This is a genomic window from Pseudomonas sp. F007, assembly GCF_057814275.1.
This window is the reverse complement of sequence record NZ_JBVATA010000009.1, coordinates 174,644-199,626: the sequence shown is the minus strand read 5'-3', so window position 1 is coordinate 199,626 and position 24,983 is coordinate 174,644. Positions and strand designations below refer to the sequence as shown.

The window sequence follows — 24,983 nt, the reverse complement described above, 5'->3', positions numbered from 1 at the left end:
AGGTTGTCAGGAACGATCTGGCCCGCTACCCAGGCGCTGGCGTATCGCATCGCTGGCTGCCGGCCCCGCCTGCACCGTGCACTGCTCCAGCGACAGCAGTCGCCCATCACTCATGTCGGCCATGACCGGCTCGACCCGCCGCCCGGTTGCACGCTCGACAATCTGCACGCTTTCCCCTTCCGGCGCGTAATGCCGATTACCCCAGGCGACTAATGCCAGCAGCACCCCGGCAAAATCCTGGCCTTTGGCGGTTGGCACATATTCATGGCGCAACGGCCGCTCGCTGTAGGCGCGACGTTCCAGCAGGCCGTCCTCGACCAGTGAGTTGAGGCGTCGGGTGAGCATGTTCGGCGCGATGTCGAGACTGCGGGAAAACTCATCGAAGCGGCGCAGGCCGTGCAGGGCGTCGCGCATGATCAGGATGCTCCACCACTCGCCAACCCTTTCCAGGCTGCGGGCAATCGGGCATTCGGCGTCGGCCAGGGTCTTGCGCTGCATGAACAATCCTTGAGGGTTGGGTATTTATCGTTCGGCCATGTTACTTTCATGATGATAGTGACGTCCATAGGTCATTACCCTGACGAACTGAAGGAGTTGGACCCTCATGAGCAAACGCATTGTTGTCACCGGCATGGGCGCGCTGACCCCGCTGGGTTGCGGCGTCGAACAGGTATGGCAACGCCTGCTGGCTGGGCAATCCGGGATTCGTCGACTGCCAGAGTCGTTGATTGGCGACCTGGCGATCAGCATTGGGGGCCAGGTGCCCGACCCGATCGCGGACCCCGAAGCCGGATTCGACCCCGACCAACTGCTGGCACCCAAGGAACAGCGCAAGATGGACCGCTTCATTCTGTTTGCCCTGGCTGCCGCCAAGGAAGCGCTGGCGCAGGCCGGTTGGGCACCGCAGACCGCGGAGCAGCAAACACGCACGGCAACCATCATCGCCTCGGGCGTTGGTGGTTTTCCGGCCATTGCCGAAGCGGTTCGCACCTCGGACAGCAAGGGTCCACGACGTCTGTCGCCCTTCACCATTCCGTCGTTCCTGAGCAACATGGCGGCTGGCCACGTATCCATCCAGTACGGTTTGAAGGGTCCGCTGGGCGCGCCGGTGACCGCCTGCGCCGCTGGCGTACAAGCGATTGGCGACGCGGCCCGGATGATCCGCGCCGGTGAAGTGGATATTGCGGTGTGCGGTGGCGCCGAGGCGACCATCCACCGGGTCAGCCTCGCCGGATTCGCCGCGGCACGAGCCTTGTCGAGTGATTTCAATGACACCCCGGAACAAGCCTCGCGCCCCTTCGACGCGGCGCGCGATGGCTTTGTCATGGGCGAAGGCGCTGGCCTGCTGGTGATCGAAGAACTGGAACACGCCCTGGCCCGCGGCGCGACCCCCATCGCCGAACTGGTCGGCTATGGCACCAGCGCCGACGCCTACCACATGACCGCCGGCCCGGAAGACGGCGACGGCGCCCGCCGCGCCATGGAACAGGCCCTGCGCCAGGCCGGCGTCGCTCCCTCCCAGGTCCAGCACCTGAACGCCCACGCCACCTCGACCCCGGTGGGCGACAAAGGTGAACTGGCAGCCGTCAAAGCCCTGTTCGGCACCGACAGCGGCCTGGTCATCAGCGCCACCAAATCCGCCACCGGCCACCTGCTGGGCGCCGCCGGCGGCATCGAGGCCATCTTCGCGATCCTCGCCCTGCGCGACCAGATCGCCCCCGCCACCCTCAACCTGCACACCCCGGACAGCGCCGCCGACGGCCTGGACCTGGTGCGCGGTGAAGCGCGGCGGATGCCGATGGAGTACGCGCTGTCCAATGGGTTTGGCTTTGGTGGGGTTAATGCGAGTGTGTTGTTCAAGCGGTGGGGGTGAGTTGCTCGACTTGAACAGCAGGGCATCCTGAAAGGGTGCCCTGCTGCAACATCTCAGGAGTGACAGACCGTTGCCTGCAGTCGACGCCCAAGCACATCCAGCAAATCGCAACCATCGCGCAATGGGATCGCCAGCACGCGAGTCAGGTCGCGGACCAGCACCTGGTCACCGTTGATGCGGTCGGACAGGGCAAGGCTTTCCAGCAACTGCGTGACGCAGCGAATGCGATAGGCGGCCGTCTCGTGCAAGACATCCAGAGGCGCCTCGGTATCGATAAGCAAAGCTGGGATTGAGCAGTCTATTCCAGTGATAGCCATGTACCTGGCCATGATCAAACCTCATCAGCACTGCTTGATGAGTATTCGACGAGCATTCGCCTGGCGAGCAACACGCTGGATGAGGGAATGATGAGGCAGACAAGTGCGTGATCGGGCGGATCAGGGGTGATTTTTTTCACGAGTGAAGCTCCTTGATTGATGGAGTCACCAGACATCGCTGCTAAACGAAAAGGGTGGCGACTGTACGCGGGTTAGCAGACCAGGAATCAAGGAACCCGGCGCACCCGAAGGTGCCCCCCGCACAGCCGCCATAACACAGGACAGCAAACGCAAAAAAAGCGCCGACTGAACGAAAGACGGCACCTGCGTGCCTTGATTTTACCCGAGCTGCTAAACCCGGTCGCTGAATTTGCAGCGACCGGCGGAATTTAGCGGCTGAGTGCAGCAGGAACAAGTCAGCCAAAGTCGACGCGACAGGTAGGAAAAGTCCTAGGACGCTTGTATTTCCGCCTTGAAAGCGACCAACCTCCCCTGGCCCGTAAATGTTAAACTCACGCCCCGCCTTACCCTCCAGATTCAGATACCCATGCCCCACTTGACTGCCCCTGCAAGCCCAGCACCTTTGTCGCGCCGCTTTTCTGTCGCCCCGATGATGGACTGGACCGACCGCCACTGCCGCTACTTCCTGCGCCTGCTCTCCCGTCACGCCCTGCTCTACACCGAGATGGTTACCACCGGTGCCCTGCTCAACGGCGATCACGAGCGGTTCCTGCGTCACGATGAGGCGGAGCATCCGTTGGCGTTGCAGTTGGGCGGCAGTGTGCCGCTGGATCTGGCGGCGTGTGCGCGGATGGCGCAGGAGCATGGGTATGACGAGGTGAACTTGAATGTCGGGTGCCCGAGTGATCGGGTGCAGAACAACATGATTGGTGCGTGCCTGATGGCGCACCCGCAGTTGGTGGCCGATTGCGTCAAGGCGATGAATGACGCGGTGTCGATTCCGGTGACGGTCAAGCATCGCATCGGCATCAACGGGCGTGACAGTTATGCGCAGTTGTGTGATTTCGTCGGCACGGTGCGCGATGCCGGCTGCACCAGCTTTACGGTGCACGCGCGGATTGCGATTCTCGAAGGCCTGTCGCCCAAGGAAAACCGCGAGATTCCGCCCCTGCGTTATGACGTGGCGGCGCAGTTGAAAGCGGATTTCCCGGAACTGGAGATCATCCTCAACGGCGGGATCAAGACGCTGGAAGCCTGCCACGAACACCTGCAGACCTTCGACGGGGTGATGCTGGGGCGTGAGGCTTATCACAATCCGTATGTGATGGCCGAGGTCGATCAGCAACTGTTCGGCAGCAGCGCGCCAGTGATCAGCCGCGCTGAAGCGCTGGCCAGGATGCGCCCGTATATCGCCGCCCACCTGCAGGCTGGCGGCGCGATGCATCACATCACCCGTCACATGCTGGGCCTGGGCACCGGTTTTCCGGGGGCGCGCAAGTTTCGCCAGTTGCTGTCGGTGGACATCCACAAGACCCAGGACCCGCTGGCCCTGCTCGACCAGGCCGGCGCACTGCTCGAAGGCCGCTAGCCGTCCGAAAGGTTGAACCTGTGGGCTGTTTTGACATCGAAATCAACGGATAGCACTGGGCCTTTCAAACATCTGTTTCGCGGATGTTGCCGCCCGGACCGTTGTTACGCATTTGTGCCCTTGAGTGGCTGTCAGCGCTCGGGTAATGTCATCAGACCCACAGGATAGAGCACGCCCATGACTTCCAAGCTGGAACAACTTAAACGATTCACCACCGTTGTTGCCGACACCGGCGACTTCGAAGCCATCGCCCGCGTCAAACCGGTGGATGCCACCACCAATCCTTCATTGCTGCTCAAGGCCGCCGCCATCTCCGGTTACGCTGGCCTGCTCAATGACAGCGTCAAGGACTGCAAGGGCGACGTCGGCCTGGCCAGCGACCGCTTTGCCGTGGCGGTGGGGCAGGAAATCCTCAAAGTGATTCCGGGGCGCATTTCCACCGAAGTGGATGCACGCCTGTCGTTCGACACCGAGGCCATGCTGCAGCGCGCCCATCGCCTGATCGACCTGTACGACAAGGCCGGCATCGGCCGCGATCGGGTGCTGATCAAGATTGCCTCCACCTGGGAAGGCATTCGTGCCGCCGAGCAACTGGAGCGCGAAGGCATCCAGACCAACCTGACCCTGCTGTTCTCCTTCGCCCAGGCCGTGGCCTGCGCCGAAGCCGGGGTGTTCCTGATTTCGCCATTCGTGGGCCGCATCTACGACTGGTACAAGAAGTCCACCGGCACCGACTACAGCGGCGCCGACGATCCGGGCGTGCAATCGGTGACGCGCATCTACAACTACTACAAGGCCAATGACTACAAGACCGTGGTCATGGGCGCGAGCTTCCGCAATCTCAACCAGATCGAGCAACTGGCCGGCTGCGATCGCCTGACCATCAGCCCCGACCTGATCGAGAGGCTGGCGGCAGACACCGGCTCGCTGGAGCGTAAACTGGCTCCGGGTCACGCCGGTGAAGCACGCCAGAGCCTGAATGAAGCACAGTTCCGCTGGGCATCGAACGAAGATGCCATGGCCACCGAGAAGCTGGCCGAAGGCATTCGCCAGTTCGCCCGCGACCAGGAAAAACTGGAAGCGCTGCTGCAGGCCAAGCTGTAAGGTCAGTTAGCGGCAACAAAAAAAGGCGAACCTCGAAGGGTTCGCCTTTTTTATGCGGGTCGCAGGGTCAGTGCCGTTCCAGCGCATTCACCAGGTCATGAAACGCTTCCCGATTGGACTCGTTCAACCCCATCAGAATCTTGTGCGCTTCGAGCACCTTGATTCGCACCACTTCCTCGGACTGGTCCTGGTCTGGCAGGTCGTCCAGGCATTCCGGGCACGGCACCGGCTGATGGACAATGTTGAATACCTGCTCGAAACCCATGGATTCCAGGAGCCGGGTGATGTCGTCGTGGGTGGTGACGACCGTCGGCAGCAAGCCGACCTTTTGCCGCGACAGGATCGACAGCTTGGCCAGCAGGCCGAGCGTGGTGCTGTCGATGCTGCGGGTTTCGGTCAGGTCAATGACGATCGCGTTGAAGTTCAGCGCGGTGAAGATTCGATCTATCGTTGCATCCAGCGCCGAACACAGGGTCAGGCGCACTTCACCGACGAACTTCAGGACGAAGGTGCCGTCCTGCTCGGCGAACTGGATTCTACCGGTACTCATTGAAGATTCCTGCTCAACACCAACAGGGCGATATCATCCGGCATCTCCCCTAGCGTGGCCAATCCAAAAACCTGGCGCAGACCGTCCAGGCTGCCGCCCGCCGACCTTACCCGTTGCGGCAAGGCGGCTTCTTTTTCTTTGAGTGTAGGCTCTGGCAAAAGGTCCAGGATGCCATCGGACATCAGCGTCAGGCTGAAGGCCGGTGGCAGCTTGATGACGTGGTCTTCGTAGGTGGCTTCATTGAACAAGCCCACCGGCAGACCACGACCTTCGAGATAACCCACACTGTCGGGCGTGTACAACACAGGCAACGGCAGATGGCCACCGATGCTATAGGTCAACAAGCCTGTCTCCTCGTCGATGACTCCACCGACCATCGTGACATGTTTGCCCAGCTTACAGCTGATCAGGCCCCGGTTGATATGACCGAGGACCTCGGAAGGGGTGAATTCTGGCAGCGTGCCACTGCGCTTGGACTCGAACAGCAGGCGCGTGGTCATGAACTTCAGCAGCACCGTGACGAAGGCCGATGACGCGCCATGCCCGGAAACATCCGCCAGGTAGAACGCGACCCGACGCTCGTCGACCCGGAAGTAATCGACAAAATCACCGGAGAGGTACAGCGACGGAATGATCTGGTGCGCAAAGCTGAATTCGTCGATGGTCCAGGGGCTGACCGGCAACATGTTCATCTGCACCTGGCGCCCGGCGTTCTGGTCTTCCTGCAACAGGTTCAGGCTGGCTTCGAGTTCGCGGTTGGCGGTCTCGAGCTTGGTTCGGTAACGCTGGTTTTCCAGCAGCAGCCGCGCGCGATCCAGGGCCCGGCGCACCGAATGCTCGAGCACGGCCAGGTCTTCCAATGGCTTGATCAGGTAATCGGCGGCACCCAGGCGCAGCGCTTCGACCGCGTCGTTCATGACGCCGGCACCGGACACCACGATCACCGGTGTTTGCGGAGACAGGTCGGTCACCTGGCGAATGAGTTCGAGCCCGCCCATCTGCGGCATGCGCAGATCGCAGATCACCAGGTCAGGGTGGCGTTGTTCGAATACCTCTAGCCCTTGCAGGCCATTGCCGGCCTGCAGGACGCTGAATCCACTGTCTTCCAAATAGGCCGCGAGACTCGCGCGCACTACTTCGTCGTCATCGATGATCAGCAGCGTGGCACTGGTTTTCTGCATGTGGGCAAACGGCGCCAGAATTAGGTTGGCGTAGCTGGCGGGGCAAGTGGCCCGGCACACACTACTGGATTCGCTTTCTAGCCTCTCTGCTGCACCGCTTTCGGGCATTTGCCCTACACGCCTGTTCATCAGAGGTGCCCTTCTAAGGCGCAGACGGTACTCCCATCCGCGAGGCGTTTCAAGCTCACGCCGAGGGTGATCGAGTGACTTCGCCCTGCAAATCACCGGGAGTTATAAGAAGCCGGAATTTGGCAACTAAAAGAAAGGACCCAAAGCCCACAAGAAAAGAAGAAGGCGGCTCGAGGGCCGCCTTCCCATCACTGAAGCAACGACTTAGAAATCGTCTTCGACCTGGCCATCCTTGACCTTGAATTCGCGGTTCTGCAGGTAGGCATTGCGGATGAACACGTACTTGTCGCCATTGATCAGCTTCTCGGCCGACAGCAGGCTGGCACGGGTGTCGATCACTTCCATGCCGAGCATCATGTTGCGCGCCGGAACGTCATTCATGTAGCGGTAGGGATCGGCATAGCTGTCGACGTATTTCGATGGCGCATCACGCAGGGTGCTCGGGCCGAAGAATGGCAGCATCACGTAAGGACCGCTGGGCATGCCCCAGTAGCCGAGGGTCTGGCCGAAGTCTTCGTCGTTGCGTTGCAGGCCCATTTTGGTACCGACATCGAAGAAACCGGCCAGGCCCAGGGTGGTGTTCATCAGCAAGCGGGCGGTGTCGATGCCGGCGGCACGTGGCTTGGCCTGCAGGATGTCGTTGGCCAGGTTGCCGACGTCACCGATGTTGCGGAACATGTTGTGGATGCCGTCTTCGAGGAATTGCGGCGTGACGAACTGATAGCCCTGCGCCAGAGGCTTGAGGGCGTAGGTGTCGAGCACATCGTTGAACTTGTAGATCGGACGGTTGAAGCTTTCCCAAGGGTCTTCTTCGGTGGCGGCCTGGGTGGCGAACGGGACCATCAGAACGCCGGCAAACAGACTTAGACGGGCCAGGCAATTGCTCCAGCGCATAGAGGAAACTCCTTGGATTGTACTGGCGCGAGTCGCAAACCCACGCGATAAGATGTTGAGTATATGTCGTATGCCGACTTTCTGGGAATTACCCTACAGGGATCAGGTGTTTGCCTGATGCATGTCAGCTGCCTGTCATCTAACCGTCACGGGGGCCACCTATGCTCCGGGGTTATTTTTTCAGGGATGTTGAAATGCCCCAGGTCCAGACGCACTCGCAGCCCCTCCCCCAGCCCACCGCCGTGCTCTTTGGCCTGAGCGGCTGCCTGGTCGACTTTGGCGCCCAGAGCCGTCACCAGCGCCTCGATAGCGCCCAGCACGGGCTGCTGACGCCGGGTGCCGAGCACGCCTTGCTCTCGCTGCAACGTCAAGGCATCCCCTGCGCGTGGCTGGATGACCTGTCATCGAGCCACAGCCAGGCGCTGGCCGGCGCATTACCCGACTGGATTGCCGCCAGCCCACGCTCGCCAAACGCCGGGCAATGGCCCTCCCCCGACGCCTGCTGGCAATCGTTGATGAGCCTGAATATCGATCGCCTCGACGGCTGCGTGCTGGTCAGCGGCGAACCCCGGTTGCTGCAATCAGGGCTCAATGCCGGGCTATGGACCATCGGCCTGGCGTCCTGCGGTTCACTCTGCGGGCTGGCGCCCGAACAATGGCAGGCCCTCAGCCAACAGGAACGCGAACTCAAGCGCGGCAAGGCCACCCTGCAATTGTTCAGCCTTGGCGTGCATTCGGTGATCGATCACCTGGGGGAACTCGACACCTGCCTGTCGGACATCGGCCTGCGTCGACGCAAGGGCGAGAAGCCCTGAAAAGCCTCTGTTGATCAGGATCATGCACGGCGCTCGCCAGTGGATTAATCTACTGGTCAGAGGTAGACCTTTGCGACGATGCCGTGGTCTATGCCAGTGCCTATCGATAAAAGGAACGAAGCCATGCCTGCCCGCGAACTGCAAACACAGCTCGAAACCCTGCGCGCACAACTGGAGCAGAATCCGCCGCTGTCAGAGGTGGAACGTGAGGACCTGCATAAACTGATGGAGGAGATTGAAGCGCAGATCAAATTGGAAGCTGCCGTTCAGGACACCAGTCTTTCAGACAGCGTCAACCTGGCGGTGGATCGCTTCGAAGTCGATCACCCGACACTGGCCGGCACCCTGCGCAACATTGTGCAGAGCTTGGTGAGTATGGGGATCTAAGCCCTTCAGCAAGGAATGCCCCGCTGCGATGGCGCGGGGCTGTTCTGGTTTCTGTAGGAGCGAGCCTGCTCGCGAATGGCGTGAGGACACCGCGAACATTCAGAAAGTCCGCGTCATCGTTGACATTTTTCGCGAGCAAGCTCGCTCCTACTGACGCACCAACCGATGATTCGGCAACTGCAGCGCTTCAGTGCTGCGGGAAGGATTGATGTCCAGCCCGCCACGGCGCACATAGCGCGCATACACCGTCAATTTCTCCGGCTTCAGCAGACGCTGCAGGTCCAGGAAGATCCGCTCGACGCATTGCTCGTGGAAATCTGAATGCTGACGAAAGCTCACCAGGTAAGCCAACAGGCTCGCGTGATCCAGCGCCGCGCCGCGATATTCGACGGCGACGCTACCCCAGTCCGGCTGGCTGGTGACCGGGCAGTTGGATTTCAGCAGATGACTGTGCAGGCTTTCTTCGACGATGCGTGAAGCATCGCAACGCAGCAGTTCCGGGCGCGGTTGCTCGTAGTCGCTGACGCTGATATCCAGATCATCAATGCACACACCTGGCAGCGCCACGACACCTTCGGCCTGCACCTCGGCGAGACTGCGGATGCGCACGCCAACCGGCTTGCCGGCGGCAGCGGAAAGATCCTTGGCCAGGGTGGCCTGCAGCGTCGGCGTATCGGCAAACGGCGTCTGGTTCAGCGAGTTCAGGTACAGCTTGAACGACTTGGACTCAATGATGTTCGGCGAGTCAGCAGGAATGCTGAACTCACCGATGGCCACCACCGGCTTGCCCGAGGGCAGCAGCCAGGACAGCTCGAAGCAGTTCCAGAAATCCACGCCCTTATACGGTAGGGTCTCGGCCGTCAGCCCCAACTCGGCCCATTTCGCGGTGCGCGGAATCGGGAACAGCAGGGACGGCGTGTAAGTGGCGATGTATTCGCTGGATTTGCCCAGCGGCGAGTGTTCGGCTGCGGGATGCATGACGGAAACCTGACTGAAGAATCAGCCGATTCTATCAGCCTTTGCCCGCACCTTTGAGCGCTTACTGACTGACCGTCAGTTTTCCTAACATCCCGGCCTGGTAATGCCCGGGAATGTTGCAGGCAAACTCCAGCTGGCTGGCCTGCTTGAAGGTCCAGGTCAATTCACCGGTCTTGCCCGGCTCCACCAGCACGCTGTTCGGGTCGTCGTGCTTCATGGCGCCGTGATCCATGCCGGCCATCGAGCCATGGCCCATGGCAGCATGATCCATGGGCACGGCTTTCATGGCAGTCGGCGTGAGCGCGCCACTTTGCTGCATCTTGAGCATTTCGGCCTGGTGCGCGGCGTGCATCGCCGCGTCGCCGAGATTGAATTCGTGCAGCAACTGGCCTTTATTGATCAGCACAAACCGGATGGTTTCACCGGCCTTGATCTGCAGCGCCTTGGGGTTGAACGACATATCGCCCATGACGATTTCCACTGTGCGCGTGGCCTTGGCCGCCGGTGCGGGCGCGCCGAATGGGTAGCTCTGGGCCGGCGAGGCCAACACCGGGAAGCTCAACGCCAACAGGCAGCCCGCGAGGATCAATCGATTGCGCAAAAACATGGTCACACTCCAACAAGATGAGGTTCAGCCTGTGGGAAACTCTAGGGCCGTGGCGCTGCCAGTTGGCTGACGCGCAGATTACAACTTTGTCAGGTTGAGCGGAGAAACCGCCCTGCACGCTATAAAGCACATGTCCCTTTTTACCCAGAGTCGCCCATGAAACTGCTGATCGTCGAAGACCAACCAAAAACCGGCCACTACTTGCGCCAGGGCCTGAGCGAGGCCGGGTTCAATGCCGAACTGGTGGCGGACGGCAATACTGGCCAACACCTGGCCCTGACCGGTGATTATGCGCTGCTGATCCTCGATGTGATGCTGCCCGGGCGCGACGGCTGGCAGATTCTGCAAGCGGTGCGCAGTGCCGGGCTGGAAATCCCGGTGCTGTTCCTCACGGCGCGGGATGCGGTCGAGGATCGGGTGCATGGCCTGGAACTGGGGGCCGACGATTACCTGGTCAAACCCTTCGCTTTCTCCGAGTTGCTGGCCCGGGTCCGCAGCCTGTTGCGCCGCGGCAGCGTGACGCCGCAGGAAACCAGCCTGCAACTGGCAGACCTGCGCCTGGACCTGATTCGCCGCCGGGTCGAGCGCAGCGGCCAGCGCATCGACCTCACCGCCAAGGAGTTCGCCCTGCTGGAGCTGCTCCTGCGCCGCCAGGGCGAAGTGCTGCCCAAGTCACTGATCGCTTCGCAGGTCTGGGACATGAATTTCGACAGCGACACCAACGTCATCGAGGTGGCGATCCGCCGATTGCGCCTGAAGATCGACGACGATTTCCCCGACAAGCTGATTCATACCGTGCGTGGCATGGGCTACGTGCTCGAAGAGCGCCAAGCCTGATGCGCCGCCTGTCCCTGGGCAGTCGCCTGGCCTTGCTGTTCGCGGCCTGCACCGCGGTGGTTTCACTGTGCGCCGGACTGCTGTTCAGCCGCGCCAGTGAAAGCCACTTCCTGGAACTCGACCAGCAGCTGCTCGACAGCAAGCTGATTGCCCTGCGCAGCGCCCTGCAGGGTGCAGACGACCCAGTGCGATTCGCTGAGCGCAGCGCTACCTTGCGCGACGAGATGAATCATCAAACCGACCTCGCCCTGCGGGTACGCGGTCGCGACGGCAGCCTATGGTTCGACAGCGCCAGCACGCTGACCACCGACCTGCCGACGCCCCCCGGCCTGCACAGTTTGCAGAGCGCCGGCACCGCCTACCGGGTGTACAGCGCGCCGCTGGACCCTGGGCGCAGCGATTCACCGCAACTGACCCTGCTGCTGGACATCACGCACCACCAGCACTTTCTGCAGCGCATGCAGCATCTGATTTGGTTGACGGTCGGCTTGTCAGCGCTGGCCACCGCGCTGCTCGGCGCCTGGGCGGCACGCAGCGGTTTGCGGCCATTGCGGCGCATGAGCGAGGTCGCGGCCGGGGTGTCCGCCAGCTCCCTGACCCAGCGCTTGCCCGAAGGCCAGATGCCCGCCGAACTGGCGGAATTGGCCCACGCCTTCAACGCCATGCTCGCGCGCCTGGATGACTCCTTTCAGCGCCTGTCGGCGTTTTCCGCCGACATTGCCCATGAATTGCGCACCCCGTTGTCGAACCTGCTGACCCACACCCAGGTCACCCTGACCCGGCCACGGAACCTGGAAGAGTACCGCGAGGCGCTGCACAGCAACCTCGAGGAGCTGCAATGGATGGCGCAACTGGTCAACGACATGCTGTACCTGGCCAAGGCCGATCACGGCTTGTTGATGCCCAGTCGTGAGCCGTTGCCGTTGGGCGAGGAAACCGATCTGTTGCTGGAGTTCTATGCACCCCTGGCCGAAGACGCGCAGATCAGCCTGAGCCGCGAAGGTGATGCATCCATCAGCGGTGACCGCAGCATGCTGCGGCGCGCCCTGTCGAACCTGCTGGACAATGCCCTGCGCTTTACCCCGCCTCTGGGCCAGGTGCAGGTGCGAATCGTCGAGCAGCCGACATCCGTGCAATTGAGTATTGCCAATACCGGCGAAGGGATTCCCGAGGCACTGTTGCCGCGTTTGTTCGATCGCTTCTACCGCGCCGACCCGGCGCGCCGTGAGGGCAGTAGCGAGCATGCGGGATTAGGTCTGGCGATTACCCAGTCGATCGTTCGCGCCCATGGCGGGACCATTGCCTGCGAGTCGGGCAATGGTTGGACGCGGTTTGTCGTGGAGGTGCCGAAGGGAAATTGAGGCCAGCAGGCCTGGCCTCATCGCCAGCAGCGGAGCACCGCCCGGGCTGCTCCCACAGGAATTTTGCAGTGACAGCAGATATTGTGATCGATCACTAAACCATGTGGGAGCTAGCCTGCTAGCGATGAAGTTGATGCGGTGCAGCTGATGACCTCATCGCCATCAGGCTGGTTCCTACAACTTACGAATACCGCAACGCCGTCGCCGGTTCGGTCTTCGCCGCGCGCCAGGCGGGGTACAGGGTGGCGAGGAAGCTCATGATAAAGCCTGCCGAGCAGATCAACAGGACATCACCGCCCTGCAGCTCCGAAGGCAGGTTGCTGACGAAGTACACGTCGGAGCTGAAGATGTGCTGGCCACTGACCCGCTCCAGCCACCCCACCAACTCGCTGACATTGAGCGCCGCGATCACCCCGAGGATACCGCCGATCAAGGTGCCGACGATACCGATCACCGTGCCCTGGACCATGAAGATCGCCATGATCTGCCGGGGCGTGGCGCCGATGGTGCGCAGGATCGCGATGTCGGCGCCCTTCTCGTTCACAACCATTATCAGGGTCGCGATGATGTTGAACGCCGCCACGGCGACGATCATCAGCAGCAACAGGCCGATCATGGTTTTTTCCATCTTCATCGCACTGAACAGGCTGCCCTGGGTGTGGGTCCAGTCGTCCGCCTTGAAACCGGCACCGAGGCTCGCGGCAATCGCCGACGAGACCTGCGGCGCGGCATACAGGTCCTTGACCGCCAGGCGCACGCTTTGCACCTGGTTCGGTTCCCAGCGCTGCATTTGCGCGGCGTCGGCCACATGAATCAGGGCCATCGAGCCGTCCAGTTCGGCACCGACCTTGAACACCCCGACCACGTTCAGGCGCTGCATGCGCGGGGTAATACCGCCGGGTGCCGTGCTGACTTCAGGCACGATCAGGGTCAGCTTGTCGCCAACGTTCAGACGGAAACGGCGTGCGGTGATTTCCCCAACCACCACCCCGAACTCGCCTGGCTTGAGGTCATCCAGGCTGCCCTGGACGATGTGCTGGGCAACGATCGAGACCTTGCCTTCCTGCGCCGGATCGACCCCGCTGATCTGGATCGGCTGCATTGCCCCCTTGTACGAGAGCATGCCTTCCATCTCGGTGAACGGCACGGCGGCAGTGACTTCTGGATTCTTCATGGCCGCCGCCGCCACCGGCGCCCAATCGTCGATCGGCTTGACGCCGACGATGGTCGCGTGGGGCACCATGCCGAGGATGCGCGAGCTCATTTCGCGCTGGAAGCCGTTCATCACCGAGAGCACCACGATCATCGCCAGCACGCCCAGGGCGAGACCGATCATCGAGGTCATCGAGATAAACGAAACGAAGCGATTGCGGCGCTTGGCGCGGGTATAGCGCATGCCGATAAAGATCGATAACGGTCTGAACATTCGCTGGGGCACCGTAGAAAAATAAATGACCCGGCGAGCCCTCAAGGCACGCCGGGCTGCAAGCCGTCAGATGGGCGTCAGGCAACCGTCCTGCAAGTGCAGGACACGGTCCATCTGCCGGGCCAGGTTCATGTCGTGGGTCACCACCAGGAACGCCGTGCGCATCGAAGTGCTGAGTTCCAGCATCAAGTCCTGGATGCCCTGCGCGGTGTGCGAGTCGAGGTTGCCGGTGGGCTCGTCGAGCATCACCAGCCCTGGCTTGTTGACCAGGGCGCGGGCAATGGCGACGCGCTGGCGCTCACCACCGGACAGCTCCGACGGCTTGTGCTCCAGACGATGGGCCAGCCCTACCCGCTCCAGCAAGGCGGTCGCACGCTGGCGCGCCTCGGCAATCGAGGTGCTGCCGATCAACAACGGCATGCAGACGTTCTCCAGCGCGGTGAACTCCGGCAGCAAGTGGTGAAACTGGTAGACGAAGCCCAGCGACCGGTTACGCAGCAAACCACGTTTCTTCTCGTTCAGCGCCGACAGCTCTTCACCCGCCAGCCAGACGCTGCCCTGGGTCGGCGTATCGAGGCCGCCCAGCAGGTTGAGCAAGGTGCTCTTGCCCGAACCCGAGGTGCCGACAATCGCTACCCGCTCGCCCGGATGCAACTCCAGTTGCAGGCCGGACAACACCACCACCGACTCCGGGCCTTCCTCGTAGGATTTGCCCAGGTTGCGGCAGCTCAAGATTGCTTTTTCGCTCATGCCCAACTCACTCATAACGTAGCGCCTCCGCCGGCTGGGTGCGCGCGGCACGCCAGGCTGGATACAGGGTGGCGAGGAAACTCAGGACCAACGCCGCGCCGCAGACCATCACCACGTCCTGGGCCTGCAGTTGCGAAGGCAGGTAATCGATGAAGTACACATCAGCGTTGAGAAACTTGTGCCCGATCAGGCTTTCGAGGGCAGAGATCGCGGCGCTGACGTTGAGCGCGGCCAACATCCCGACCACCGCGCCAATCGCCGTACCGACGACGCCTATCACCGTGCCCTGGACCATGAAGATTGCCATGATGGTGCCCGGTGTGGCGCCGAGGGTGCGCAGGATCGCGATGTCACCTTTCTTGTCGTTCACCACCATCACCAGGGTCGAAATGATGTTGAACGCCGCCACCGCGACAATCAGCAGCAACAGCAGGCCGATCATGGCTTTTTCCATGCGGATGGCCTGGTACAGGTTGCCGTGGGTGCGGGTCCAGTCACGGGCATAGTAGCGATCGTCGCCCAACTGCTGGGCGATGGTCCAGGCCACGCGCGGCGCCTGGAACAGGTCATCGAACTTCAGGCGCAGGCCCTGGATCTGGTCCGGCTTCCAGCGATGCAGGCGCGACAGGTCCTGCTGGTTGGTCACCCCCAGGTAGCCATCGATCTCACCGGCTCCGACGTGGAAGATGCCGACCACGGTGAAGCGCTTCATGCGCGGGAACATCCCGGCCGGGGTCACGGTGACTTCCGGGGCGACGAAGGTGACTTTGTCACCCATGCCGACGCCGAGCTTGGCCGCCGCCTTGTCACCGATGACGATGCCGAAGCTGCCGGGGGCCAGGGCGTCGAGCTGGCCCTGCTGCATGAAGTGGTCGATGATCGAGACTTGCCGTTCCAGCGCCGGGTCGATGCCGTTGAGCAACACCTTGGACACCTGGCCATTGTTGGTCAGCAAGCCCTGCATCTGGGTGAAGGGCGCAACGGCCAGCACCTGCGGGTTCTGCTTGACCTTGGCGGCCAGGCTCGGCCAGTCGCTGATGGGGTCGCCAGACTCGATGGTGGCGTGGGGCACCATGCCCAGCACGCGGGTGCGCATCTCGTGATCGAAACCGTTCATCACCGACAGGACCACGATCATCACCACCACGCCGAGGGCGAGGCCGATCATCGAAGTCAGGGAAATGAACGACACAAAATGATTGCGGCGCTTTGCACGGGTGTAACGCGTGCCGATAAATACGAAGAGAGGTCTGAACATGTCGGGGCTTGTTCGGAGGGAAAAGGAACGTCCTTGTGGCGGGGGTCGATATCCAGCTTTACACTCAGACCACCGCCGCTACCATGGGTTCGCCATGTCGACATTAGATGAAGAAGATCGCCGCGAATACTACCGTATCGAGGACACGATCGCACTGGAAATTCAGCCCCTGTCGGGCCCCCAGGCCACCGGTGAAGAAGTGTTGCTGGATGCTTCGCCATTGTTCAATCTGCTCAGTGAATTGCACCTGAGCGAGTTCGAATCCCAGCACCTGCTGCGCCAGATCAGCGAGCGCGACCGCAACACCGCCGCCTACCTCAAGGTACTCAACAAACGCATCGACCTGCTGGGCCAGGTGGTGGCATTGACTGTGCTCGGGCAGATCGGCGAGCCGCAGCCGGTGATCATTTCCGAAGGTGGCATCGACTTCCAGCACCCGACCCCGATTGCCGCCGGCAGCACCCTGGCGGTCAAGCTGGTGCTCATGCCCCAGGCGCTCGGCCTGTTGCTGCGCGCCCGCGTCACCCATTGCGACGCCAAGGGCAGCGGCTTTGACGTAGGCACCGAGTTTGTCCAGCCCAGCGACGCTCAACGCCAGCTACTGGCACGCTATATTCTGCAACGACAGGCGCAAGAACGCCGCCTGGCGCGCGAACAGTCCGAATCCGGCATTTAATTAAGGAAGAACCGTGACCCTCATCTACGGCCACCGCGGCGCCAAAGGCGAAGCACCGGAAAACACCCTGACCAGCTTCCAGCAGTGCCTCAAGCACGGCGTGCGCCGCTGCGAGCTGGACCTGCACCTGTCCATGGACAACGAGCTGATGGTCATCCACGACTCGACGCTCAAGCGCACCACCGACCGCCGCGGCAAGGTGGTCGAGCATTCGGCGAACGATCTGGTGACCTACGACGCACGCAAGGGTGGCCCTGGCTGGGTGACTCGCTGCCCCATCCCGCGCCTGGAAGAGTTGTTCGAACAGTGCGATTTCGATCACTGGCAACTGGAAGTCAAAAGCGCTTCGCGCACCCGCGCCGCGACCACCGTGCTGGCGATTCGCGAAATGGTCCAGCGGCATAACCTGCGGGACAAGGTGACCATCACCTCGAGCTCGCGGGAAGTGCTCAAGGCCGCACTCGACCTGGTGCCGGATGTGTCACGGGGATTGGTGGCCGAATACGCCTGGCTCGACCCGTTGAAGGTCGCGCAAAGCTATGGCTGCGAGATTCTGGCGCTGAACTGGACCCTGTGCACGCCGGAACGCCTGGAGAAGGCGCAGCGCCAGGGGCTGCATGTGTCGGTGTGGACCGTCAACGAACCCGCGCTGATGCGCAGGCTCGCTGATTTCGGCGTTGACAGCCTGATTACAGACTTTCCCGGTTTGGCCACTGCCACGCTCGAGAGTTGCTGAAATCGGTCTCCCCGGCCGGCTCAGGCCACCGGCCGGAGCCGCTCAAAAAAGCCGGTTGAGGCCGTCGTACGCGGCTACCCGATAGGCTTCGGCCATGGTCGGGTAGTTGAACGTGGTGTTGACGAAATACTTCAGGGTATTGAGCTCGCCCGGCTGGTTCATGATCGCCTGGCCGATGTGCACGATCTCCGAAGCCTGATAGCCGAAGCAGTGCACGCCCAGCACTTCCAGGGTTTCGCGGTGGAACAGGATCTTCAGCATGCCTTGCGGCTCGCCGGCAATCTGCGCCCGCGCCATGCTCTTGAAGAACGCCTTGCCCACTTCGTACGGCACCTTGGCCTGGGTCAGCTCCTGCTCGTTCTTGCCGATCGAGCTGATCTCGGGAATGGTGTAGATCCCGGTTGGCACGTCGTTGACGAAGCGCCAGCTGCCATTATCGACAATGCTGCCCGCCGCCGAGCGGCCCTGGTCGTGCGCCGCACTGGCCAGGCTTGGCCAGCCGATCACGTCGCCGGCACCGTAGATGTTCTGGATCCCGGTACGGTAGTTCTCGTCGACCTCGATCTGGCCACGGCTGTTGACCTTGACGCCGATGTTTTCCAGGCCCAACTGATCGGTGTTGCCGGTTCGGCCGTTGCACCAGAGCAAGGCGTCGGCCTTGATTTTCTTGCCGGACTTGAGGTGCAGGATCACGCCGTTGTCGACGCCTTCGACGCGGTCATACTCTTCGTTGTGACGCACGGTGATGTTGTTGTTGCTGAAGTGGTAGCTGAGGGCCTGGGAGATTTCCGAGTCGAGGAAGCTCAACAACTGACCACGGTTATCCACCAGCTCTACCAGCACGCCCAGGCCGCTGAAGATCGAAGCGTATTCGCAACCAATGACACCGGCGCCGTAGACGATCAGTTTGCGCGGGGTGTGGCCGAGGCTGAGGATGGTGTCGCTATCGTAGATACGCGGGTGGTGGAAATCGATGTCCGCCGGGCGATACGGGCGCGAGCCAGTGGCGATGATGATGTGCTTGGCCACCAGTTTCTCGACCACGCCATTGGCGCATACCACTTCGATGGTCTGCTCGTCGGCGAAGCTGCCGGTGCCGATGAACACGTCGACCCGGTTGCGGGCGTAGTAGCCGGTGCGCGAGGCGACCTGCTTGGAGATGACCTTCTCTGCGCTTTTCAGTACGTCCGGGAACGAGAACCAGCGCGGCTCACCAATGGCCCGGAACATCGGGTTGGTGTTGAACTGCATGATCTGCCGGACCGAATGACGCAACGCCTTGGACGGGATGGTGCCCAGGTGAGTGCAGTTGCCGCCGACCTGGCGACGACTATCGACCATCGCCACCTTGCGTCCTGCCTTGGCGGCATTCATTGCCGCGCCTTCTCCCGCCGGGCCGGAACCCAGCACCACCACGTCGTAGTTGTAGACAGCCATGCGTACTCCTCAGAACAGGCCGCGGCACCCGGTTGGCACCTGCGGCTAAATCATGCCGGCAAGGCGACATGAAGGAACAATTTGGGGTCAATCTGAAACCCGGGAACAGTCTATAGAAGCGTCAACGCCGCGCACATTAACCCTTGGTCGCGTCGTAGGCTAGTTTTGCCTGCACTACAACGCCAACTTGCCGAGCATTCATTGGCCCGTAGCGGCCTCGAGGTGATCGAAAGCCTGACTGGTGCGTGTGACGAAGCCGCTGTCGGAACGCACTATAAAAAATGCCGCGATCTGGTGCTGCTCAGCGTAGGCCAGACCGCATTCCGGCCCGAGGATCAGTAACAGCGTGGACAAACCATCGGCCATCAACGCCGAACGATCAATCACCGTCACCGCTGCCAACTGATGACGCACCGGCGCACCGGTGCGCGCATCGAAGGTGTGGGAATAACGCTGGCCGTCCTGCTCGAAATAGTTACGGTAGTCGCCTGAAGTGGACACACCATAGCCGTCCAGTTCGATCACCCGCTCCAGCACCTGGCGATCGTCGCGGGGCTCTTCCAGGGCGATCTTCCAGGCGCTGCCGTCGAGCTTCCTGCCCACCGCCTTGAGCTCGCCGGTGACCTCTACCAGAAAACTGTCGATGCCCTGCGCCTGCAGCATCGCGGTTATTCGGTCGACCGTGTAGCCAGCGGCAATGCTGTCGAAGTCGACCTCCACCGCAGCGTCCTTGCACAGCCGGTCACCTTCGATGCGCAAATGCCCATGGCCGACCCGTTGACGGGCCAAGCCCAGAGCCTGCGCACTCGGCACCTGCTCGACCCGGGCTTGTGGGCCGAAGCCCCAAAGGTTCATCAGCGGCCCTACCGTCAGGTCGTAGGCACCTTCGCTTTGCTGCGACAGCTGCTCGCCGACACCAACCAGTTCCAGGACCGGCGCCGGCATCGTCTGACAGCTGTTGGCCGGTGAGCGATTGAAACGCTCGATATCGGAGTCGCCACGGAAGGTCGACATCTGCCGATCCACCTCATCGAGTATCGCCTCGACCTGCCGACGCACCTCCACCGGGCCAGCCACCGTCACTTTACGAACATACTGGATCGAATAGCTGCTGCCCATGGTCGGCCCGCTGAAGCTTTCCTGAGAGTCGCCGCTGCCACAGCCAGTCAGGCCGACCAGCATCAGCCCGCAGCCAAGCCCGCGCAGCCCTTTCATCGACAGCATTAACGCGCAAGCTCACTCAGGATCAGGTGCGCCAACTGCACGCGCGGCTCGTTGGGATAGCTCTTGTTGGCTAGAATCACGATGCCGATTTTCTTCTCCGGCACAAACGCCACATAAGCCGAGAAGCCGCCGGTCGATCCGGTCTTGTTGACCCACACCGCCTGCTGCGGTGGCCGCGGTGGATTCAGGGCCGTCACCGGATGACTGCCCAGAATCATCGCGCTGGAGTTGCCGTCGAGTAACGTTTGCAGCGGCGCCGGATAGTCGTACTGCTCCCAGATCAGGTCCTGGGTCATCGCGCCGACCTGGTAATAACCGGTGCGGGTCTGCTGCAGCGCCTGGGCCAGCTGGGCCTCGACCTTGACCACTCCCAGATTGGCCTCGACGAAGCGAATCAAGTCGGCGGAGCCGGTCTTCACCCCATACGCCTCGTCAGCCAACACCCCGGGATTCAGGCGCACGGGGGCGTCCTGCTTGTTATAGCCCTGGGCATACAGCGCCAACTTGCTGGCCGGCACCTGGACAAAACTGTTGTGCATGCCCAGTGCGGGGAACAGTTGCTGCTCCAGTGCCGAGGCGAACGGCACGCCGAGGCTGGCGGCGGTGATCATGCCCAGGGCGCCGATGCTTGGGTTGGCGTAGGTGCGCTGGGTGCCGGCCGGGTAGGACGGCTGCCAGGCCTTGAAGTAATCCATCAACTGCCGGTTGTCCTGGACCTCATCCGGCACCTGCAACGGGAAGCCGCCGGCAGTGTGGGTGCCCAGGTTGATCAGGCTGACCTTGTCGAATGCACTGCCGGCGAGTTCTGGCAGGTACTTGCCGGGATGATCGGTGAGCGACAGCTTGCCTTCAACTTCGGCGTAAGCCGCGAGGGTGGCGGTAAAGGTCTTGCTGATGGAGCCGATTTCGAACAGCGTCTCGTCGGTGACCTGCTGCTGCGTCTGCTTCGAGGCCACGCCATAGTTGTAGAAACGGCGATGGCCATCGACCGTCACCGCAATGGCCAGGCCGGGAATGGCGTATTGCTGCATGACTTGCCGGGCAGCGCCGTCAATCGCGCCCTGCTCGGAGCTGGCCATGGCCACTGTACTGGTCAATGCGAGCAGGGCGGTACAGCAGTGTTGGATCAAACGCATTCAAGTCGTCCTTAAATGTTCAGCGTGAACGAAAAACGCACCAACCTAACATTCCATTGCCGAGGTTCAAACAAAAACGCCCCGAAGGGGCGTTGTGGAGCTTTTTTCGAGAAACCCGGGGTCAAACGCCATCCCGCCTGGATCGACTCAAGCAACCACCTCAACGATCCGCGACCTTCAACGATGGGCTCCACCCGCCTCCCAACGCCTTGTACAGCGTCACCTGATTGATCTCCCGCGCCAGCTCCAGTTGCGCCCACTTCTGCTGCGCATCGAACAACGAACGCTGGGCATCCATGGTGGAGAAATAACTGTCCAGGCCAGCCTCGAAGCGCAAGCGCGATTGCCGGTAGGCCTCTTGATAATCGCCCACCAGTTTTTTCTGGAACGCCACCTGGGTGAGCATTTCCTGGCGGGCATTCAACGCGTCTGCCGCTTCACGAAAAGCATTCTGCACCGTGGCCTCATAAGCCGCCGCCTTGCCATCGAAACGCGCGTGGCTGGCGTCCACTTGGGCGCGCCGAGCCCCGCCGTCGATCAACGGCATCGAACCCGCAAGGGCCAGCGCCCAAAACTCGGCAGGACCGCTGAGCAAGCGGGAAAAATCCCCGGTCAGGCTACCCAGCGCCGAGGTCAGGGAAAAGCTCGGGAAATACGCGGTGCGTGCCGCACCAATATCGGCATTGGCCGCTCGCAACTGCGCTTCGGCCGACATGATGTCCGGCCGACGCTCGACCAACGCCGAAGGCAAGCCCGCCGGCACATCCAGTGTCGCCATCTGCTCACCGAGCGCCCCCGTGGGCAGCAGGCCGGCAGGCACCGGCTGCCCCACCAGCACCCGCAGCGCGTTGATGTTCTGCGCCACTTGCATGCGGTACGTGTTGACCTGCACCGCTGCTGTGTTGGTTTGCGCGTCGGCCTGATGCACGTCGATCCGTGCACTGGAGCCGAGGTTGTAGCTCTTGCGCAACAACTGCCCGTAGCGATCCTGGGATTGATAGGTGCTCTGCGCCAGGTCCAGCAAATGCTGGTTGGCCTTGAGGCTCAGCCAGGTACTGGAGACTTCGCCGATCAGCGCCAGGCGCGCGGTTTGATAGTCCGCCGCGGACGCTTCGAAGCGCGCTCCAGCAGCATTGCGCTGACTGCGCAGGCGGCCGAACAGGTCCAGTTCGTAGGAGGTCACGCCCGCCGTGGCCTGAAAGGTATTGGAAATGCTGCCGGATGTATCGCCACCTCCGGACGTGCGCACCAACGGCGGCAATTTGCTGCGCCCCGCGTAGGTGTCGATGCCGATGGTCGGGAAAAGCCCCGATTGCGCGCTGTCATAGCCGGCACGCGCTTCTTCGACACCCGCCGCCAGTTGGCGCAGGCTGCGGTTGTTGGCCAGGGCCATGTCGATCAACTGGCGCAGCCGCTCATCGACGACAAAACCTCGCCAATCGGCCTCGAACGCCTGCCGGGCGTCACAACACGCACCGCCGGTGTTGGCCGGCCATTGCTGGTCGATCGGCGCTTCCGGTTTCTCGTAGGTCGGCTCCAGTGAGCAGCCACCCAGCAGCAAGGACATCAAACAGCACATGGGTAAGCAACGGTTCATGGCGTGCACCTAAAAGCGTTGGCCGAGCAAAGCCCGCAAGGGAGAAAGCAGTGACGTCCAAAGGCTTGAACGACTGACATTGATCGACGGCAGGGAGTGGCGGCGCGAACGCACACCGACCGCACGCCAGCGCGCAGGCGCGGCATAGGCTGGCGTCGCGGCTGGCGTGGGCACTCGTGGCGCCAGGCGTTTTTCGCCCAACAGGCCGCGCTGCAGCAGGGTGCCGAAGGCCTGCACCGGATTGGCCTTGCTGACCACATTAACGGTCGCATCACTGAACAGGCGCGCTATCAACTGCCGCCGTGTCGCTTCATCCAGCTCCACGAATCTCAGGCCCAGCCGGTCCTCCCCGTGATTGCGCATGACCTCCACGCCCAGCCAGCCCAGCTTGTCGATCCACACTTCGGCGCACAGTCCCGGCTTGATCGAGGCTGCAAACGCGCACGTCATCGACAGGCCACTGAGGGAAATGTCCACCAGGCGACCGGCAATGACTTTGCCACCAAAGCGAAACCCGGTGGCTTTGTCGAACGGGAACCGTTCTTCCCCGTGCAGCCGCGGCCGGTCGACACAGGCCACCAGCGTGGCAAGGTTGTAGACCAGCGCCACGACGGTCCAGCACAGGTTGAACAGCATGTTTGCGTCGAATGAAGCGGCGTTGCTGATGACAACAAAAGCGCCCATCTGCGACAGCAGCGTCAATGAAAAAAACAGCCCGAACAACTTCCAGTGGACCATCGTGCGCGAGCGGTCCAGGCCCTTGGCGGTGACTTTGAACGGGCGACCAAAGGGCCGGATCATGGCGCTGGCGATGGTCGCCGTGACCGCCAGCGAAGCGACGATCTGGGTGACCTCGGTGAAAATCGGCAAGGTGCGCCGATCCGTAACCCAGGTCCCATACCCCCAGAACGCAATCAACGCCGGCATGCCAAAGGCCAGGAAATCCACGGGACTGGCGTAGAACCCGGCGATGCCGAAATACCAGTACAGCACCGGTGAAACCAGCATCATCAGGATGAACGGCTTGGAAAACCAGTGCATCAGACCGTGCAGATAATGCAGACGGTCGTTGAGCGTATAGCCACTGCCTCGCAGCGGCCCCTCCTTGAGCAGCGCCACCTGGATCGTCCCCAGGCACCAGCGTGCCCGCTGATTGATGTACTCGGTCAGGCCTTCAGCGGACAAACCGATCGACAGGCGTTCATTCAACCAGCGTGTGACGTAGCCTTTTTGCAGCAAACGATAGGTGGTGTAGATGTCTTCGCAGACCGAACCCGTAGGAAAACCGCCAACTTCGGTGATCAAATCGCGCCGTATCACGAAGGACGTACCGACACAAAATGCAGCATCCCAGCCGTCCTTCGCTGGCTGATACACATCGAAGAACACCCGTTGCTCGTCCACCCAACAGTCCGACGTGCCAAGGTTGTGCTGGATCGGATCGGGGTTGTAATAAAACTGCGGCGTCTGCACCAACCCGACCCTGGGATCGTCAAACAGCCCGAGCGTGCGCATCAGAATCGGCTGCTGCGGCGCAAAATCGGCATCCAGCACCAGAATGTACGGCGCATTGCTGACGGCCGCCGATTGGCGCAAGCCGTTGTTCAAATTGCCGGCCTTGGCGTGAGCGTTGTCGGGGCGTCGTGCATAGTGGACCCCCACTTCGGCACAGTAGTCGCGCAACCAGTCGCGCCGGGTATCGTCGAGCACCCAGATGTTGAAGTTCGGGTAATCGATCGCTTGCGCGGCAATGATGGTTTTTTCAAGAATTTCGAGGCCTTCGTTGTAGGTGGCAATCAGAATGTCCACCGCCGGCACCGCGTCACCTTGTGCGCGCAGCCGGCGCTCACCGGCGTCGGCCGTTTTGCTGTGATCGGTACGACAGAGCATTACGACGATCGAGAACAGCGTGTAACCAATGGCCAGCATCTCGAAAAACAGGAAGGCATAGGCCCAGACCGTGGCAAAGCCCGAATGCGCATCGGGCAAGGTGTCGCGTATCCGCCAGGCGGCGTAGTTAACCAGCAGCAACGCGGTGACTGCGCCGAACCCCGCGCGCTCCGCCCATTGATCGCGATGCGTCAGGCAGGTGAACAACCCCACCACCGCCAGCGTCCAGAAATTGATTTGCAGCAGTTGCAACGAGTCCAGTGCCTGCATG

General features: G+C 61.8%; 25 protein-coding genes. 9 read left to right on the top strand and 16 right to left on the bottom strand.

Annotated features, from left to right (window positions below; translation table 11 throughout):
* Window positions 1–6: 6 nt before the first annotated feature.
* Window positions 7–498 (bottom strand): winged helix-turn-helix transcriptional regulator, encoded by a 492-nt coding sequence (locus tag ACZYR5_RS23095; RefSeq protein WP_489091737.1) that lies wholly within the window; start codon window positions 496–498, stop codon window positions 7–9.
* Window positions 499–604: 106 nt separating this feature from the next.
* Here ACZYR5_RS23095 and fabF point away from each other — a divergent pair, with 106 nt between their 5' ends.
* Window positions 605–1,873, top strand: coding sequence for a beta-ketoacyl-ACP synthase II (gene fabF / locus ACZYR5_RS23090; protein WP_489091738.1), 1,269 nt, complete (start codon window positions 605–607; stop codon window positions 1,871–1,873).
* A gap of 53 nt (window positions 1,874–1,926) precedes the next feature.
* Here fabF and ACZYR5_RS23085 read toward each other — a convergent pair whose 3' ends face one another.
* Window positions 1,927–2,202, bottom strand: a complete 276-nt coding sequence (locus tag ACZYR5_RS23085) for a hypothetical protein (protein WP_489091739.1) — start codon at window positions 2,200–2,202, stop codon at window positions 1,927–1,929.
* 2 nt (window positions 2,203–2,204) lie between these two features.
* Window positions 2,205–2,330 (bottom strand): hypothetical protein, encoded by a 126-nt coding sequence (locus ACZYR5_RS23080; protein WP_489091740.1) that lies wholly within the window; start codon window positions 2,328–2,330, stop codon window positions 2,205–2,207.
* A 407-nt stretch (window positions 2,331–2,737) separates the two neighbouring features.
* Here ACZYR5_RS23080 and dusA point away from each other — a divergent pair, with 407 nt between their 5' ends.
* Both dusA and tal read left to right on the top strand, forming a co-directional pair.
* Complete coding sequence (gene dusA / locus ACZYR5_RS23075; protein ID WP_489091741.1) at window positions 2,738–3,739, top strand: tRNA dihydrouridine(20/20a) synthase DusA; 1,002 nt, start codon at window positions 2,738–2,740, stop codon at window positions 3,737–3,739.
* A gap of 177 nt (window positions 3,740–3,916) precedes the next feature.
* Window positions 3,917–4,843 carry a transaldolase gene (tal, locus tag ACZYR5_RS23070; protein WP_489091742.1) on the top strand — a complete coding sequence of 309 codons (927 nt, stop codon included), beginning with the start codon at window positions 3,917–3,919 and terminating at the stop codon, window positions 4,841–4,843.
* A gap of 67 nt (window positions 4,844–4,910) precedes the next feature.
* Here tal and rssC read toward each other — a convergent pair whose 3' ends face one another.
* The 3 genes from rssC to ACZYR5_RS23055 form a co-directional block, all read right to left on the bottom strand.
* The gene (gene rssC, locus ACZYR5_RS23065; RefSeq protein WP_489091743.1) at window positions 4,911–5,393 is read right to left on the bottom strand and encodes an anti-sigma factor antagonist RssC; all 483 of its coding nucleotides are present in this window, start codon (window positions 5,391–5,393) and stop codon (window positions 4,911–4,913) included.
* The gene (gene rssB, locus ACZYR5_RS23060; RefSeq protein ID WP_489091896.1) at window positions 5,390–6,574 is read right to left on the bottom strand and encodes a two-component system response regulator RssB; all 1,185 of its coding nucleotides are present in this window, start codon (window positions 6,572–6,574) and stop codon (window positions 5,390–5,392) included. The genes rssC and rssB overlap by 4 nt, the downstream gene beginning before the upstream one ends.
* Window positions 6,575–6,907: 333 nt before the next feature.
* Window positions 6,908–7,597 (bottom strand): MlaA family lipoprotein, encoded by a 690-nt coding sequence (locus ACZYR5_RS23055; protein ID WP_489091744.1) that lies wholly within the window; start codon window positions 7,595–7,597, stop codon window positions 6,908–6,910.
* A 194-nt stretch (window positions 7,598–7,791) separates the two neighbouring features.
* Here ACZYR5_RS23055 and pcrP point away from each other — a divergent pair, with 194 nt between their 5' ends.
* Both pcrP and ACZYR5_RS23045 read left to right on the top strand, forming a co-directional pair.
* Entirely contained in the window at window positions 7,792–8,412 is a 621-nt protein-coding gene (pcrP, locus tag ACZYR5_RS23050; protein WP_489091745.1) for an HAD superfamily inactivated hydrolase PcrP, read from the top strand.
* Between the two features lie 123 nt (window positions 8,413–8,535).
* Window positions 8,536–8,799 (top strand): DUF4404 family protein, encoded by a 264-nt coding sequence (locus ACZYR5_RS23045; RefSeq protein WP_489091746.1) that lies wholly within the window; start codon window positions 8,536–8,538, stop codon window positions 8,797–8,799.
* Between the two features lie 147 nt (window positions 8,800–8,946).
* Here ACZYR5_RS23045 and queF read toward each other — a convergent pair whose 3' ends face one another.
* Window positions 8,947–9,777: an NADPH-dependent 7-cyano-7-deazaguanine reductase QueF gene (queF, locus tag ACZYR5_RS23040; protein ID WP_489091747.1), complete on the bottom strand. Its 831-nt coding sequence runs from the start codon at window positions 9,775–9,777 to the stop codon at window positions 8,947–8,949.
* Between the two features lie 61 nt (window positions 9,778–9,838).
* Window positions 9,839–10,384: a copper-resistant cuproprotein CopI gene (gene copI, locus ACZYR5_RS23035; protein WP_489091748.1), complete on the bottom strand. Its 546-nt coding sequence runs from the start codon at window positions 10,382–10,384 to the stop codon at window positions 9,839–9,841.
* Window positions 10,385–10,540: 156 nt separating this feature from the next.
* On the opposite strand from copI, the gene ACZYR5_RS23030 reads away from it, so the two are divergent.
* Both ACZYR5_RS23030 and ACZYR5_RS23025 read left to right on the top strand, forming a co-directional pair.
* Window positions 10,541–11,221 (top strand): heavy metal response regulator transcription factor, encoded by a 681-nt coding sequence (locus ACZYR5_RS23030; protein ID WP_489091749.1) that lies wholly within the window; start codon window positions 10,541–10,543, stop codon window positions 11,219–11,221.
* On the top strand, window positions 11,221–12,582 hold the full coding sequence (locus ACZYR5_RS23025) for a heavy metal sensor histidine kinase (protein ID WP_489091750.1): 1,362 nt from the start codon (window positions 11,221–11,223) through the stop codon (window positions 12,580–12,582). Before ACZYR5_RS23030 ends, ACZYR5_RS23025 begins: the two co-directional genes overlap by 1 nt.
* Window positions 12,583–12,763: 181 nt before the next feature.
* On the opposite strand, the gene ACZYR5_RS23020 is transcribed toward ACZYR5_RS23025, so the two are convergent.
* The 3 genes from ACZYR5_RS23020 to ACZYR5_RS23010 form a co-directional block, all read right to left on the bottom strand.
* Entirely contained in the window at window positions 12,764–14,008 is a 1,245-nt protein-coding gene (locus tag ACZYR5_RS23020) for a lipoprotein-releasing ABC transporter permease subunit (RefSeq protein WP_489091751.1), read from the bottom strand.
* A 66-nt stretch (window positions 14,009–14,074) separates the two neighbouring features.
* Window positions 14,075–14,758, bottom strand: coding sequence for a lipoprotein-releasing ABC transporter ATP-binding protein LolD (lolD, locus tag ACZYR5_RS23015; RefSeq protein ID WP_489091752.1), 684 nt, complete (start codon window positions 14,756–14,758; stop codon window positions 14,075–14,077).
* A 7-nt stretch (window positions 14,759–14,765) separates the two neighbouring features.
* Window positions 14,766–16,016: a lipoprotein-releasing ABC transporter permease subunit gene (locus ACZYR5_RS23010; protein WP_489091753.1), complete on the bottom strand. Its 1,251-nt coding sequence runs from the start codon at window positions 16,014–16,016 to the stop codon at window positions 14,766–14,768.
* A 94-nt stretch (window positions 16,017–16,110) separates the two neighbouring features.
* Here ACZYR5_RS23010 and ACZYR5_RS23005 point away from each other — a divergent pair, with 94 nt between their 5' ends.
* Complete coding sequence (locus tag ACZYR5_RS23005) at window positions 16,111–16,692, top strand: PilZ domain-containing protein (protein WP_489091754.1); 582 nt, start codon at window positions 16,111–16,113, stop codon at window positions 16,690–16,692.
* A gap of 13 nt (window positions 16,693–16,705) precedes the next feature.
* Window positions 16,706–17,428, top strand: a complete 723-nt coding sequence (locus tag ACZYR5_RS23000; protein ID WP_489091755.1) for a glycerophosphodiester phosphodiesterase — start codon at window positions 16,706–16,708, stop codon at window positions 17,426–17,428.
* 42 nt (window positions 17,429–17,470) lie between these two features.
* Here ACZYR5_RS23000 and sthA read toward each other — a convergent pair whose 3' ends face one another.
* The 5 genes from sthA to ACZYR5_RS22975 form a co-directional block, all read right to left on the bottom strand.
* Window positions 17,471–18,865: a Si-specific NAD(P)(+) transhydrogenase gene (sthA, locus tag ACZYR5_RS22995; RefSeq protein ID WP_027617964.1), complete on the bottom strand. Its 1,395-nt coding sequence runs from the start codon at window positions 18,863–18,865 to the stop codon at window positions 17,471–17,473.
* A gap of 198 nt (window positions 18,866–19,063) precedes the next feature.
* Window positions 19,064–20,080, bottom strand: coding sequence for an FAD:protein FMN transferase (locus ACZYR5_RS22990; RefSeq protein ID WP_489091897.1), 1,017 nt, complete (start codon window positions 20,078–20,080; stop codon window positions 19,064–19,066).
* An 8-nt stretch (window positions 20,081–20,088) separates the two neighbouring features.
* Window positions 20,089–21,225 carry a class C beta-lactamase gene (gene ampC, locus ACZYR5_RS22985; protein ID WP_489091756.1) on the bottom strand — a complete coding sequence of 379 codons (1,137 nt, stop codon included), beginning with the start codon at window positions 21,223–21,225 and terminating at the stop codon, window positions 20,089–20,091.
* Window positions 21,226–21,385: 160 nt separating this feature from the next.
* On the bottom strand, window positions 21,386–22,792 hold the full coding sequence (locus ACZYR5_RS22980; protein ID WP_489091757.1) for an efflux transporter outer membrane subunit: 1,407 nt from the start codon (window positions 22,790–22,792) through the stop codon (window positions 21,386–21,388).
* Between the two features lie 39 nt (window positions 22,793–22,831).
* On the bottom strand, window positions 22,832–24,982 hold the full coding sequence (locus ACZYR5_RS22975) for a glycosyltransferase family 2 protein (protein WP_489091758.1): 2,151 nt from the start codon (window positions 24,980–24,982) through the stop codon (window positions 22,832–22,834).
* Window position 24,983: the final 1 nt, after the last annotated feature.

Coding starts and splice junctions, on each gene's coding strand:
- ACZYR5_RS23055 (WP_489091744.1), bottom strand. CDS start 7,597: ATGCGCTGGAGCAATTGCCTGGCCCGTCTAAGTCTGTTTGCCGGCGTT.
- ACZYR5_RS23005 (WP_489091754.1), top strand. CDS start 16,111: ATGTCGACATTAGATGAAGAAGATCGCCGCGAATACTACCGTATCGAG.
- ACZYR5_RS22980 (WP_489091757.1), bottom strand. CDS start 22,792: ATGTCCTTGCTGCTGGGTGGCTGCTCACTGGAGCCGACCTACGAGAAA.
- fabF (WP_489091738.1), top strand. CDS start 605: ATGAGCAAACGCATTGTTGTCACCGGCATGGGCGCGCTGACCCCGCTG.
- tal (WP_489091742.1), top strand. CDS start 3,917: ATGACTTCCAAGCTGGAACAACTTAAACGATTCACCACCGTTGTTGCC.
- ACZYR5_RS23010 (WP_489091753.1), bottom strand. CDS start 16,016: ATGTTCAGACCTCTCTTCGTATTTATCGGCACGCGTTACACCCGTGCA.
- dusA (WP_489091741.1), top strand. CDS start 2,738: ATGCCCCACTTGACTGCCCCTGCAAGCCCAGCACCTTTGTCGCGCCGC.
- rssC (WP_489091743.1), bottom strand. CDS start 5,393: ATGAGTACCGGTAGAATCCAGTTCGCCGAGCAGGACGGCACCTTCGTC.
- ACZYR5_RS23025 (WP_489091750.1), top strand. CDS start 11,221: ATGCGCCGCCTGTCCCTGGGCAGTCGCCTGGCCTTGCTGTTCGCGGCC.
- pcrP (WP_489091745.1), top strand. CDS start 7,792: ATGCCCCAGGTCCAGACGCACTCGCAGCCCCTCCCCCAGCCCACCGCC.
- ACZYR5_RS23045 (WP_489091746.1), top strand. CDS start 8,536: ATGCCTGCCCGCGAACTGCAAACACAGCTCGAAACCCTGCGCGCACAA.
- ACZYR5_RS23095 (WP_489091737.1), bottom strand. CDS start 498: ATGCAGCGCAAGACCCTGGCCGACGCCGAATGCCCGATTGCCCGCAGC.
- ACZYR5_RS22990 (WP_489091897.1), bottom strand. CDS start 20,080: ATGAAAGGGCTGCGCGGGCTTGGCTGCGGGCTGATGCTGGTCGGCCTG.
- ACZYR5_RS23085 (WP_489091739.1), bottom strand. CDS start 2,202: ATGGCCAGGTACATGGCTATCACTGGAATAGACTGCTCAATCCCAGCT.
- rssB (WP_489091896.1), bottom strand. CDS start 6,574: ATGCAGAAAACCAGTGCCACGCTGCTGATCATCGATGACGACGAAGTA.
- queF (WP_489091747.1), bottom strand. CDS start 9,777: ATGCATCCCGCAGCCGAACACTCGCCGCTGGGCAAATCCAGCGAATAC.
- ACZYR5_RS22975 (WP_489091758.1), bottom strand. CDS start 24,982: ATGCAGGCACTGGACTCGTTGCAACTGCTGCAAATCAATTTCTGGACG.
- sthA (WP_027617964.1), bottom strand. CDS start 18,865: ATGGCTGTCTACAACTACGACGTGGTGGTGCTGGGTTCCGGCCCGGCG.
- ACZYR5_RS23030 (WP_489091749.1), top strand. CDS start 10,541: ATGAAACTGCTGATCGTCGAAGACCAACCAAAAACCGGCCACTACTTG.
- ampC (WP_489091756.1), bottom strand. CDS start 21,225: ATGCGTTTGATCCAACACTGCTGTACCGCCCTGCTCGCATTGACCAGT.
- copI (WP_489091748.1), bottom strand. CDS start 10,384: ATGTTTTTGCGCAATCGATTGATCCTCGCGGGCTGCCTGTTGGCGTTG.
- lolD (WP_489091752.1), bottom strand. CDS start 14,758: ATGAGCGAAAAAGCAATCTTGAGCTGCCGCAACCTGGGCAAATCCTAC.
- ACZYR5_RS23020 (WP_489091751.1), bottom strand. CDS start 14,008: ATGTTCAGACCGTTATCGATCTTTATCGGCATGCGCTATACCCGCGCC.